Genomic DNA, 12,414 nt, shown 5'->3' with positions numbered 1-12,414 from the left:
GGATTGTTCGGGGCGCCGCCCTGGGGCGCGAGTTAAACGTTGTTAATTCGCCTCAGAGCCCGTCTTCGCTCATGAACCGCACGATCTGCGTGCGCAGCCAGCGCTCGGCGGTGTCATTGTCCTGGGCACCGCGCCAGGCCATGGTCAGCTTGGCCGGGACGATCTCGAAGGGTGGTGGCTCGGCGCGCAGGCCGCCGCCGGCCACCAGTTCGCTGGCGGCGTAGTCGGGCACGGTGGCGATCAGCTCGGAGTTGGCCAGCAGCGCGCGCAGGCCGTTGAACTGCGGCACGGCCAGGGTCACGCGGCGCGAACGGCCGATGCGCGCCAGGTCCTGGTCGATGTTGCCGCACAGGTCGCCGGAGAAGGAGATCAGCGCGTGGGGACGGCTGCAGTAGTCGTCCAGGGTCAGCGGCTCGGGGCGCTTGTCGGCGCGCAGCACCATGGTCTGGATGCGCCGCAGGGTGCGGCACTTGGCGTTGGCCGGCAGCTCGGTGGTGTAGCTGACACCAACGGAAATCTCCCCCGAGGCCAGCAGGCTGGGCATCAGCAGGAAGTTGGCGCGGCGCACCACCAGCACGATGTTCGGCGCCACCTCGCGCAGGTGGTTGAGCAGCGGCGGCAGCAGGCCGCACTCGACGTCGTCGGAAAGGCCGATGCGGAACACCAGGTTGCTGGTAGCCGGGTCGAACTCGTGGGCGTGGCTGAGGGCGTTGGACATGGCGTCCAGTGCCGGGCGCAGCTGCTGGAGGATCTCCACCGCGCGGGTGGTGGGCTCCATGGCGCGGCCGCTGCGCACGAACAGCGGGTCGTTGAAATAGTCACGCAGGCGCGACAGGGCGGCGCTGATCGCCGGCTGGCCGAGGAACAGCTTCTCGGCGGTGCGGGTCAGGTTGCGTTCATGCATCAGTGTCTCGAAGACGATCAGCATGTTGAGATCGACGCGGCGCATTTCGCTGCGGTTCATGCGTGGGTTCCTTTATCCGTGCAGAGGGGCAGCGGGCCGTCAGCCTTGCACAACGGCCGGCGGCCGGCTTGTACGCATGTGCGCTTGTGCAGCGCCTGCGCGAGGGGGCGCGCAGGCGCTGCGATCACACGCGGAAGCGCGCCACCAGGCCATTGAGGTCAATGGCCAGGCGCGACAGCTCCTGGCTGGCGGAGCTGGTCTGGTGGGCGCCGGCGGCGGTCTGCTGGGCCAGGTCGCGGATGTTCACCAGGTTGCGGTCCACCTCGCGGGCCACCTGGGCCTGCTCCTCGGAGGCGCTGGCGATCACCAGGTTGCGCTCGCTGATGTGGCTGATGGCTTCGGTGATGGTGTCCAGCGCCTGGCCGGCGGCGCGGGCCATCTCCAGGGTGGCGCGGGCGCGCTGGCTGCTGTTCTGCATGGCATCCACCGCCTGGTTGGTGCCCTGCTGGATGCCGCCGATCATCTGCTCGATCTCCTGGGTCGACTGCTGGGTGCGGTGGGCGAGGGCGCGCACCTCGTCGGCGACCACGGCGAAACCGCGGCCGGCGTCACCGGCGCGGGCGGCCTCGATGGCGGCGTTGAGGGCCAGCAGGTTGGTCTGCTCGGCGATGGCGCGGATCACGTCGAGGACCTTGCTGATGCCCTGCACCTTGCCGGCCAGTTCTTCCACTTGGCTGGAGGTCTGGCCGACGTCACGGGCCAGGTCGCTGATGGAGTCCACCGTGCGGTTGACCTGGTCCTGGCCGCCGCGTGCGGTGCGGTCGGATTCCCGCGATGCCTCGGAGGTGGCGACGGCGTTGCGCGCCACTTCGTCCACGGCGGTGGTCATCTCGTTGACTGCGGTGGCGGCCTGCTCGATCTCCTGGTTCTGCTGGTGCAGGCCACGGCTGGAGTCCTCGGTCACCGCGTTGAGTTCCTCGGCGGCGGAGGCCAACTGGTCGGAGGAGCGGGCGATGTGCTCGATGGTGGTCTTCAGGCTCTGCTGCATGGTGCGCAGGGAGCCGAGCAGCAGGGCCGGTTCGTCGCTGCCGTGCACCTCGATGCGCTCGGTGAGGTTACCGGAGGCCACGCTGTCGGCCACCTTCATCGCCTCGTCCAGCGGGGTGACGATGCTGCGGGTGAGAATCAGGGCGAACACGCCGGTGAGCAGGGCGGCGAGGATCATCACCGCGCTGACCACCAGCACCGCGCTGTCGTACTGGTCTATGGCGTGCTGCTCTGTCTCGGCGGCGTTGCGCTGGTTGATCTTCATCAGGGTTTCCAGCTGCACGCCCAGCTCGTCGGAGTACTTCTTGTACTCGCCGCCCAGCAGCGTGCGGAGCTCGTCGAGCTTGTCGGCATCGGAGAGCCGCACCAGTTGGTCGTTGACCCGGTAGTAGCCCTCCAGCACCGACTTGAAGCGGTTGTACTGGGCCAGCTCCTCGCCGTCGTCCACCAGCTTCTCGTAGTCGCCCTGGGCCTTGTGCAGCTGGCCGGTGAGCTCTGCCTGGCGCTGGTTGGTGGCGCGCAGCAGCGCCGGCTCGCGGTCCACCAGGATGCGGAAGGAGACGATGCGCAGGCGCAGCATCTTCTCGTTGATCGTGCCCAGTGCCGCGTAGCTGGGCATGCTGTTTTCGCTGAGCATCACGGTGGAGGCGCGGATGCCTTTCATCTGGTGCAGGGCGAATAGCCCGAGCAGGATCACCAGCAGCGCAACCACGGAGAAGCTGAAGATGGCGCGCGGCGCGATCTTCATACGGCGTAAAAGCATGGGGACGACTCCCGATTTGTTATGAATCGTTTTGGGGTAGCCAGTTGCAGACACGGCGCCGGCCCTGGGCTTAAGCGAAGCGCGTACCAGGCTATCGGCAGGGGCTGTGGGAAGCTGAAGGGTGAGGTGTGAGGTTGTTTACGGATGGGGGTGGCGTCTGGACGGTGTGATGCGGGGGGAGGGGGGTAGGGGCGACTTCAGTCGCCCACGTGGGCGAATTCATTCGCGAATGACCTTCACCGTGACGCCCCGGATCAGCCGGCCCCGTCCTCAGGCGGATGCACCCGGTCACGACCGGCGGCCTTGGCGCTATAGAGTGCTTCGTCGGCGGCGCGCAGCAGGTGGCTGTCCGGGGTGTTGTCGTTGGGGACGGGGATGTAGGCGTAGATGCCGGCACTGAGGGTGACCAGCCCCAGGTCGCTGCCTTCGTGGCGGATGCCCAGCTCGCGCACGGCGAGGCGCACCTGTTCGGCGACGGCGCGGGTTTCCGCCTCGCTGGTGTTGGGCAGCAGCAGGGTCATCTCTTCGCCGCCATAGCGGGCAGCCAGGTCGCCGGCACGGCGGGCGAAGCTGCCCACCACCTGGGCGACGGCCCTGATGCACTGGTCACCGGCGGGGTGGCCGTAGCGGTCGTTGTAGCGCTTGAAGTGGTCGATATCGAGCATGACGATGCCCAGCGGCGCGCCCTGGCGTCGTGCGCGGTTGGCTTCGATGGGCAATACGGCGTCGAGGCGGCGTCGGTTGGCCAGGCCGGTGAGGCCATCGACCATGGCCAGTTGTTCGAGGGCGTCGTGGGCCAGGCGCAGCTCCTCTTCGGCCAGGGCGCCGGATTCGATGCGGCGTATCAGCGCCTGGGCGAACAGCACCAGGCCGACGATCATCGCCACCACCACCATGGCCGAGCGCGCCACCTGGTCCAGCCAGGGCGCGGTGATGGAGCGGGTGGCGATACCGGTTTCCACCACCAGCGGGTAGTCCGCCAACTGGCGGTAGCTGAACAGCCGCTCCATGCCGTCCACCTGGCCATGGAAGATCGCCGTGCCCGCCGGCGCCTCGCGCAGCAGCTCGCTGAACACCAGCCCCTTGGCCAGGCTGGCGCCGATGGATTCGGGGAGGAAGGGGCGGCGCACCAATAGGGTGCCGTCCTGCAGGGCGAGGATGATGATGCCCGAGTCGCCGACGTCGAAGCTGTCGTAGAAGCGCACGAAGTAATCCACCTTGAGCGTGGCCAGGGCGACGCCGGCGAAGCTGCCGTCAGGGTTGTTGATGCGCCGTGACACCGGGATGACCAGGTCACCGGTGGAACGGCTGCTGATCACCTTGCCGATGTACAGGTCGTTGTCGGCGTGTTCGCGGTGATGGATGAAGTACTCGCGGTCGGCGTTGTTGGCGCCGGGGGGGACGTGGTCCTTGTCGGTCACCAGCCAGTTGCCGTCCTTGTCGTAGATGAACAGGCCGTGCAACTGGGGCAGGTAGCGCTGCTGCCGCTTCATCAGGCCGCGCATGCGCTCCACCTGGAGCTTGTCGATGCCGTCCCATTCCACCCGTTCGATCAGCCCCACCAGCAGCGCGTCGGCCTGGCGTACCGCGTCGCGGGCATGCTGGGCGGCAGCGCTGGCGACGTTGGTGGCGTTGACCTCGGCGCGGCGGAACTCTTGCTGGTGGGCCTTCCATACCTGCCAGCTCTCCATGGCCAGGATCGCCACGATCACCAGCGCGGTGAAGCCGAACGCCAGGCGGCGTGCCTGGATATGGCCCTGGGGGTTCTCCATGGGGGGCGGCCTGTTCATGGCTGTCGGGCTCGACGATTACGCAGGGACGTCATGGTTGTGACCATGGTCGCGGGAAAACCTCCGAAGAGTCGGGACACAGGCAGCCTAGCAGCGCTGCGGTTAGAATGCCGCGCCTCTGAACCAGGACTCCCTTCATGACCCCCGCCGCCCTCGACACCCTCCGCCTCCAGCTGACTGCCGCCCTGGGCGACCTGCCCACCGAGACCCGCCGCCTGTTCCACGGCCGTGGCCGGCGCTGGCCGGGGCTGGAGCATCTGGTGGTGGATTGGCTGGAGGGCGTGGTGCAGGTGGCGCTGTTCCGCGAACCGGAGGACGAGGCCCTGGCCGCGCTGAAGGCGATGCTCGCCGAGCTGGTGGCCAGCGACGCCTGGCGTGCCGCACCGGTGCGCAGCCTGCTGCTGCAGCGGCGCTACCTGCCGGGCAGCGAGACCGAGCTGCTGTGGGGCGAGGCGGTGGCGCAATGGAGCATGCACGAGGACGGGCTGGCCTACCGCCTGGACCTGATGCGCAACCAGAACATCGGCCTGTTCCTCGACATGCGCTACGGCCGCCGCTGGGTGCGCGAGCAGGCCGCCGGCAAGCGCGTGCTCAACCTGTTCGCCTACACCTGCGGCTTTTCCGTGGCCGCCCTCGCCGGCGGCGCCGTGGCGGTGGTCAACCTGGACATGGCCCGCGCCGCGCTGAGCCGGGGCCGCGACAACCACCGGCTGAACGGACACGACCTGACCCAGGTGATGTTCCTCGGCCACGAGCTGTTCAAGTCCTGGGGCAAGGTGAAGAAGTGCGGGCCCTATGACCTGGTGATCATCGACCCGCCGTCGTTCCAGAAGGGCAGCTTCGAGCTGGACCGCGACTACCGCAAGATCCTCCGCCGCCTGCCGGAGCTGCTGGCCGAGGGCGGCCAGGTGCTGGCCTGCGTCAACGACCCGGCCACGGGGGCGGATTTCATCGTCCGCACCATGGCCGAGGAAGCGCCGGGGCTGGCCTTCCGCGAGCGCCTGGCCAACCCGCCGGAATTCGAGGACGTGGACCCGGAAGGCGGGCTCAAGGCCCTGGTGTTTACCCAGGGCGTGTAAGGCGTAGCCCAGACTTCAGCCCGGGAAGGCAGGGAATGCGGGATGCAGGGGCCGTCCCTGCACCCCTGCCTGGCTCCGCTGGCGGCTCAGTGGCCGCTTTCCACCACCCGGTAGCAGGGCACGTAGGCCGCGCCGCCGGGGAGCTTCATGCGGTGTTGCTCGACGAAGGCCTGGAGCAGACGGTCCAGCGGCTGCATCACTTGCGCGTCGCCGTGGATCTCGTAGGGGCCGTGTTCCTCGATCAGGCGGATGCCCTTGTCCTTGACGTTGCCGGCGACGATGCCGGAGAAGGCGCGGCGCAAGTTGGCGGCCAGCTCGTGGGGCGGCAGCGAGCGGCTGAGCTGCAGGCTGGCCATGTTGGCGTGGGTGGGGTCGAAGGGGCGCTGGAAGCCTTCGTCGATCTTCAGCAGCCAGTTGAAGTGGAAGGCGTCGTTGCGCTCGCGGCGGAAGCGCTTCACCTCCTTCAGGCCCTGGGCCATCTGTCGGGCCACTTCGGCCGGGTCGTTGATGATGATCTGGTAGCGCTTCTGCGCCTCCTCGCCCAGGGTGGCGCCGACGAAGGCGTGCAGTTGCTGCAGGTAGGGCTCGGCGCTGCGCGGGCCGGTGAGGATGACGGGGAAGGGCAGCTCGAGGTTGTCCGGGTGCATGAGGATGCCCAGCAGGTAGAGGAACTCCTCCGCCGTGCCCACGCCACCGGGGAAGATGATGATGCCGTGGCCGACGCGGACGAAGGCCTCCAGGCGCTTCTCGATGTCCGGCAGGATCACCAGCTCGTTGACGATGGGGTTGGGCGCTTCGGCGGCGATGATGCCCGGCTCGGTCAGGCCCAGGTAGCGGCCGCCGACGATGCGCTGCTTGGCGTGGCTGATGGTGGCGCCCTTCATCGGCCCCTTCATCACGCCCGGGCCGCAGCCGGTGCAGACGTCGAGGCTGCGCAGGCCCAGCTCGTGGCCGACGCGCTTGGTGTACTTGTATTCCTCGGTGCTGATGGAGTGGCCGCCCCAGCACACGACGATCTTCGGCTCCACGCCCGGGCGCAGGGTGCGGGCGTTGCGCAGCAGGTGGAAGACGTAGTCGGTGATGCCCTGGGAGCTCTCCAGGTCGATGCGCAGGCTGTCCAGCTCGCTGGCGGCGTAGACGATGTCGCGCAGGGCGCTGAACAGCATTTCGCGGGTGCTGGCGATCATCTCGCCGTCGACGAAGGCATCGGCCGGGGCGTTGAGCAGTTCCAGGCGCACGCCGCGGTCCTGCTGGTGGATGCGCACCTCGAAGTCCTTGTAGGCGTCGAGGATGGTCTTGGCGTTATCGATCTGCGCGCCGGTGTTGAGGATGGCCAGGGCGCACTGGCGGAACAGCGTGTAGATGCTGCCGGAACCGGCTTCGCTCAGTTGCTGCACTTCGCGTTGGGAGAGGGTTTCCAGGCTGCCTTTGGGGCTTACTTCGGCGTTGACCACGTGTCTCGGGGGCATTCTCTATTCCATGAAAAGCGATGTCGGGCGGGCCGCTCGGCCCCCGCATCGGGGTGATGAGCGCCGGGCGCGGATTCTGGCGTGGCACCGGCAGTCGTGTGACGCGCCGGGGGTGTGCTTCAGGCACTGTCGATCGGCGCACCGCAATCAGGTGGGTTCATGTAGATAGCGGGAACCCTTGGGCTCTGACAAGCATTTTGTGCGATCTGCTCCGCGAGGAATGGGCACAATCAATGCCGTCGGGTTGCACCCGACCTACGGGGGCGCCGTACCTATAGGGGCGAATTCATTCGCCCAGCAGACCGCAGGTCTGCCCCCGCTCAATGTCACAGGCCACCTCGTCGTGGGAGCGAATTCATTCGCGAAAGATGCCGTGCCAGGCCCCGCGGTTGAAACCGCTCCCACCACTCGCCGGCCCACTCCGGCGACCCACCGGTCATTCGCCTTGGTGCCATGGCCGCTGGAGGCGTAGAATCGCCGCTTCCAGGCCGTACCCCCTCCCATTCCAAGAACAAACCCTGCCGCAGCCGTCCGCCCCGTGCCTTGCTCCCCGGGCGGCCCCTGGCATGCGCGGTGGAGGCGCATCGACCCTGTCCCGACTCCAGCCACAGCCCCGGAACAGCCCTTGAGCCCTGAACGCCCCACCCTCGACCCGACACCCGAACCCCGCGCCGGCAGCTGGCTGAGCGTAATCGCCCTGGCCCTGGCCGCCTTCATCTTCAACACCACCGAATTCGTTCCGGTGGGGCTGCTCAGCGACATCGGCCGCAGCTTCGAGATGCCCACCGCCCAGGTCGGCCTGATGCTGACGCTCTACGCCTGGGTGGTGACCCTGGCCTCGCTGCCGCTGATGCTGCTCACCCGCAACATCGAGCGGCGCAAGCTGCTGGTGTTCGTCTTCGTGCTGTTCATCGCCAGCCACCTGCTGTCCAGCGTGGCCTGGAGCTTCGGCGTGCTGATGCTCAGCCGCATCGGCATCGCCTTCGCCCATGCGGTGTTCTGGTCCATCACCGCGTCGCTGGCGGTGCGCGTGGCGCCGCCGGGCAAGCAGGCCAAGGCCCTGGGGCTGCTGGCCACCGGCACCATCATGGCGATGGTCCTGGGCATTCCCCTCGGTCGCGTGGTGGGCGAGGCCCTGGGCTGGCGCACCACCTTCCTCGCCATCGCCGGGCTGGCGGTGCTCACGGCGCTGTGCCTGGCGCGCACCCTGCCGCTGTTGCCGAGCCAGAACTCCGGCTCCCTGCGCAGCCTGCCGATGCTGCTCAAGCGCCCGCCGCTGGTGGCGCTCTACGTGCTCACCGTGCTGGTGATCACCGCGCAGTTCACCGCCTACAGCTACGTCGAGCCCTTCTCCCGGGACGTGGCCGGCATGAGCGGGCAGATGACCACCCTGTTGTTGCTGCTCTCCGGCGGTGCCGGCATCTTCGGCTCGGTGCTCTTCAGCCGCTACAGCGACCGCTTCCCCCGGGGGCTGCTGCTGGTGGCGGTCAGCACCCTGGCGGCGAGCCTGCTGCTGCTCCTGCCGCTGGCCCAGCACCATGGTTGGCTGCTGGGCATGAGCATGCTCTGGGGCATGGCGATCATGTGCTTCGGCCTGGCTCAGCAATCCAGCGTGCTGCGCCTGGCGTCCGACGCCACGGACGTGGCCATGGCGCTGTTCTCCGGGCTGTACAACGTCGGCATCGGCGGTGGCGCGCTGCTGGGCAGCCTGGTCAGCCAGCACATCGCCCTGCAGCAGGTGGGCAATGCCGGTGCGGTGCTCGCCGTGACGGGTCTGGTGCTGGCGCTGTTCGCCTGCTGGAAGTTCGCCGATGCCTTGCGGGGTGGGCGCTGAGCAGAAGGGGACCGGCTTCACGGCAACGGCGGGCGGCGCTTGCTAACGTGGCGCCGCTGGCACTCCGCCACCCACCCCAACGAGAAGGATTTCCCATGGCGCTCCGTTCCCTGCTGCTGATCGGCTCCCTGCTGCTGCCCGTCGCTGTGCAAGCGACCACCCTCGACGCGGATCAGTCGCGCTACCGGGGCGCGGTGTCCTGCATCGACCGGCTGTTCTACGACGGCGGCTATGACGTTGGCGATGCCAAGCGCGAGGCGCTGATCACCGAATTCCTCGCCCACTACCAGCTGCCCGCCTATGACGAGGCCCGCTACGCCGCCGGCGAAGGCGCGGACATCGACCAGGACGCCTACATGGCGGGCTACATGCTGTGTGACGAGGACGTGGACTACGTCGACAAGCTCGGTGCCAAGCACGGCAAGCACCTGCCCAGCGAGTAAGGCGAGCTACCTGCGTTGCCCCCACGCCTCACATCGCTGCGCGCGCTGCAGCTCTCGTAGGATGGCGTAGAGCGAAGCGAAACCCATGCTGTGGGGGCTAAGGCATAACGAAAGACGCTATGCCTGCGTTAGCTGTCGTGGTTTTAGATAAGGCGCCCAAGCACGGTTCCGCAGGATTCCTACCACCTCTGCCGCGTGGGTTTCGCTTCGCTCTACCCACCCTACAAAAGCTCATGTGCACCACGTGGTGATGCGTTGTGCAAGGGAAGTGGGCTCAGGCATGGCGGGACGCGTCGTCAATCGGCCGGCTTGGCCTTATCCAGCGTCTTCCTGATGCTCGCGCCGAGCTGCAGGGCGTTGCTGCAGGCGGGGTCTTCCTCGCCGTGCTTGCAGGATTTCTTCAGCACCTCCAGGGCCTTTGGCAGGTCCTTCTTCACGCCGATACCGCGAGCCAGGTACATGCCGAGCATGGTGCAGGCCCAGGGGTCGTCCTGGTCGCAGGCGCGGGTGAAGCTGCGGGCGGCGCAGGCCTGCACGCGCTCGCTCTGCATGTCGGCGCGATACAGCCCGGCGGCGTGGTTGGTGCAGCCGGAGGCGGCGCCCAGCTTGCAGGCGCGCTGGTACAGGGGTTCGAAGCCGGCGGGGTCGCCGCCGAGTTGCTGCAGGGTCACGGCCGTGCGCAGGCAGGAGTAGGCGTCCCCGGCGGTGCAGAGCGTGAGGCAGCCATCCAGCTGGTCGGCGGTATTGCAGTCATAGGCGTTGATTTCCAGTGCTCGGCGAGCGGGCATCAGGTCGGCCGGGCATTGTTCGGCCTCCTGGGTCCATTGCGCGTTGGCGCGGACCTGGGCGTCGATGCGCTCGACGATCTGCGCGTCCTCCTCGGCCACGGCGGTTTGCAGCAACGAGAGTGAAACGGCGGCGAGAAGCATCAGCTTCCTGATGACCATGGGAATTCCTTTGCGTGAAAGAGGGTTGTTGCACGCCCCGCAGCGGGGGCGTCAGGGGCCGGGAATCAGCTCGACGCGTTCGCTTTCCAGGTCCAGCAGCACCAGGCCTTCCTGTCCGTCGGGGAGGGTGCCGAGGCAGTCGCCCTGGCGGTTCCAGGCGGCGGATTGGCCGGTGGTGAGGAAGCCTTCCACCGGGCCGATGCTATTGCTCATCAGCAGCGGCATGCCATGGCGGCGGGCCATGGCGGGGTAGTGCTGTTGCCCTGCGGCGATGCCGTTGGCCGATTTGGCGACGCTGACCAGATAGAAGTCGGCACCCGCCGCGACGGCCTCGTCGGCGTGCTCGGGGAGCATGGATTCGTAGCAGATGGCCGGCGCCAGGCCGTGTTCGCCGAGGCGGATCAGCGCCTGGCCTTCGCCGGGGCTGAACCAGGGCAGCTCGTCGGCGTGCAGGCGCTGCTTGCAGTAGAGACCGCGTGGCTGGTGGGCCTGGAAGATGACCATGCCGATGCGCGGCAGCGGCGCGCCGGTCACCGGCAGGCCGGCGCAGATGATGATGCCGTGCACGTCGGCGAGGTGCTGCAGGGCGTCGAGGCGTGGGTCGTCGGGCGTGGTGGCCAGGCCCTGGGCCAGGGACGGCGCGTAGTGGGTCAGCGAGAGCTCGGGAAACAGGATCAAGGCGGCGCCCTGTTCCACCGCCCGCTGGATGAACGCGCAGTGCTTGCCGATATTGCCTTCGATGTCGCCCGTGATCGACGACAGTTGCGCGGCGCAAAGCTTCACGTGGTGTGCTCCTGCAGATGAGGGCGCCATGCTAAATCGCCGTGGCAGCCCCACGCCAGAGCCTTTTCGAGGGGTGGCCCATGCACCTGTACCCTGTGCACGTCATTCAGCGGCTGATTGATCCATGGCGGCATCTGGACGCGCTTCCGGCGCCTTTCTAGACTGGCTTTCCGCTGGCCGCCCACCCCACAAGGAACCGCCCCATGAGCACCTATCAGGAACTGCGGATCAACCGCACGCAGCTGGATGATTGCCAGTCCCACCGTCGCGAGCTGGCCGTCGAGCTGGATGAGGGGCAGGTGCTGCTGGGCGTCGAGCGCTTCGCCTTCACCGCCAACAACATCAGCTATGCGGCGCTGGGCGATGCCATGGGTTACTGGCGCTTCTTCCCCACGGTGGAGGGCCAGGGGCTGATCCCGGTCTGGGGCTTCGCCGTGGTGCTGCAATCGCGCTGCGAGGGTGTCGGCGAGGGTGAGCGCTTCTACGGTTACTACCCCATGGCCAGCCATGTGGTAATGGAGCCGGGGCGCGTCGATGCCCAGGGCTTCACCGACACCATCGCTCATCGCCAGGGCCTGCCGGCCATCTACAACCACTACCTGAACTGCGCCACCGACCCGCTCTACAGCGACGACAGCGAGGCCCCGCAGATGCTCCTGCGGCCGCTGTTCACCACCGCCTTCCTGCTCGACGAATTCGTCGCCGGCAACCAGGCCTTCGGCGCGCGCCAGGTGATCATCACCAGTGCGTCGGCGAAGACCGCCATCAGCCTGGCCTACCTGCTCAGCCGGCACCGTGCCGAGCGTGGCCAGGACTACGAGGTGATCGGCCTGTCCTCGACGGCCAACCGCGCCTTCGCCGCCGGGCTGGGTTGCTATGACCGGGTGCTGGAATACGGCGAGGTGGAATCCCTGGCCGGTGATGTGCCGTCGATGGTCATCGACCTGGCGGGCAACAGCCAGCTACTCGCCCGCCTGCACGGCCACTTGCAGGCGGCGCTGCGCTACAGCTGCCAGGTCGGCGCCTCCCACTGGGACCAGCGCCAGGCACTGCCGAATGGCCTGCCGGGGCCGAAACCGGTGTTCTTCTTCGCCCCCAACGAGGGCAAGCGCCTGCACCAGCTGTGGGGATCGGAGGCCTTTGCCCGCACGCTCGCCGAGCGCTGGCAGGCCTTCAACGGCTTCGCCCGCTCGTGGCTGATCTTCGAGTACGGCCACGGCGCCGAGGTGGTGCGCGAGCGTTACCTGGCGGCCTTGCAGGGGCAACTGGAGCCGCAAGTGGGTGTGGTGCTTTCCCTGGCCGAGTGAGCCGCGGGGCAGGGCGCGCGGTGAGGGCGGAATGATTCTCGTCCCAGT

At 67.9% G+C, this 12,414-nt stretch carries 10 protein-coding genes and 1 pseudogene; 4 read left to right on the top strand and 7 right to left on the bottom strand.

Features of this window, described 5'->3' with window-relative positions:
- Positions 1–52: 52 nt before the first annotated feature.
- The 4 genes and pseudogenes from PSm6_RS28370 to PSm6_RS28360 form a co-directional block, all read right to left on the bottom strand.
- On the bottom strand, positions 53–964 hold the full coding sequence (locus PSm6_RS28370; protein ID WP_021222430.1) for a LysR family transcriptional regulator: 912 nt from the start codon (positions 962–964) through the stop codon (positions 53–55).
- 124 nt (positions 965–1,088) lie between these two features.
- Positions 1,089–1,952 carry a methyl-accepting chemotaxis protein gene (locus PSm6_RS30710; protein ID WP_371877166.1) on the bottom strand — a complete coding sequence of 288 codons (864 nt, stop codon included), beginning with the start codon at positions 1,950–1,952 and terminating at the stop codon, positions 1,089–1,091.
- Positions 1,947–2,699: pseudogene (locus PSm6_RS30705) on the bottom strand (MCP four helix bundle domain-containing protein); the annotation flags it as partial. The gene PSm6_RS30710 and the pseudogene PSm6_RS30705, both read right to left, overlap by 6 nt.
- Before the next feature lie 269 nt (positions 2,700–2,968).
- A complete protein-coding gene (locus PSm6_RS28360; RefSeq protein WP_265168958.1) occupies positions 2,969–4,504 on the bottom strand; it encodes a sensor domain-containing diguanylate cyclase in 1,536 nt (511 codons plus the stop codon).
- Between the two features lie 137 nt (positions 4,505–4,641).
- Between PSm6_RS28360 and PSm6_RS28355 the strand changes: the two genes are divergently transcribed.
- Positions 4,642–5,583, top strand: coding sequence for a class I SAM-dependent methyltransferase (locus PSm6_RS28355; protein ID WP_265168957.1), 942 nt, complete (start codon positions 4,642–4,644; stop codon positions 5,581–5,583).
- Between the two features lie 86 nt (positions 5,584–5,669).
- Here the strand turns inward: PSm6_RS28355 and ppnN are convergent, their stop codons facing one another.
- Positions 5,670–7,052, bottom strand: a complete 1,383-nt coding sequence (gene ppnN / locus PSm6_RS28350) for a nucleotide 5'-monophosphate nucleosidase PpnN (protein ID WP_021220007.1) — start codon at positions 7,050–7,052, stop codon at positions 5,670–5,672.
- Between the two features lie 625 nt (positions 7,053–7,677).
- Between ppnN and PSm6_RS28345 the strand changes: the two genes are divergently transcribed.
- Both PSm6_RS28345 and PSm6_RS28340 read left to right on the top strand, forming a co-directional pair.
- Positions 7,678–8,886 (top strand): sugar transporter, encoded by a 1,209-nt coding sequence (locus tag PSm6_RS28345; RefSeq protein WP_265168956.1) that lies wholly within the window; start codon positions 7,678–7,680, stop codon positions 8,884–8,886.
- A gap of 95 nt (positions 8,887–8,981) precedes the next feature.
- On the top strand, positions 8,982–9,329 hold the full coding sequence (locus tag PSm6_RS28340) for a hypothetical protein (RefSeq protein ID WP_043242065.1): 348 nt from the start codon (positions 8,982–8,984) through the stop codon (positions 9,327–9,329).
- A 296-nt stretch (positions 9,330–9,625) separates the two neighbouring features.
- On the opposite strand, the gene PSm6_RS28335 is transcribed toward PSm6_RS28340, so the two are convergent.
- A complete protein-coding gene (locus PSm6_RS28335; RefSeq protein WP_265168955.1) occupies positions 9,626–10,276 on the bottom strand; it encodes a tetratricopeptide repeat protein in 651 nt (216 codons plus the stop codon).
- A gap of 51 nt (positions 10,277–10,327) precedes the next feature.
- Positions 10,328–11,059, bottom strand: a complete 732-nt coding sequence (locus PSm6_RS28330) for a carbon-nitrogen hydrolase family protein (protein WP_265168954.1) — start codon at positions 11,057–11,059, stop codon at positions 10,328–10,330.
- Between the two features lie 203 nt (positions 11,060–11,262).
- Here PSm6_RS28330 and PSm6_RS28325 point away from each other — a divergent pair, with 203 nt between their 5' ends.
- Positions 11,263–12,366 (top strand): DUF2855 family protein, encoded by a 1,104-nt coding sequence (locus tag PSm6_RS28325; RefSeq protein WP_265168953.1) that lies wholly within the window; start codon positions 11,263–11,265, stop codon positions 12,364–12,366.
- The last annotated feature ends 48 nt before the right edge of the window (positions 12,367–12,414 follow it).

This window comes from Pseudomonas solani, assembly GCF_026072635.1.
GTDB classification, from domain to species: domain Bacteria; phylum Pseudomonadota; class Gammaproteobacteria; order Pseudomonadales; family Pseudomonadaceae; genus Metapseudomonas; species Metapseudomonas solani.
Note: the sequence above shows the minus strand (reverse complement) of the source record. Positions and strands in the feature narration are given on the sequence as shown.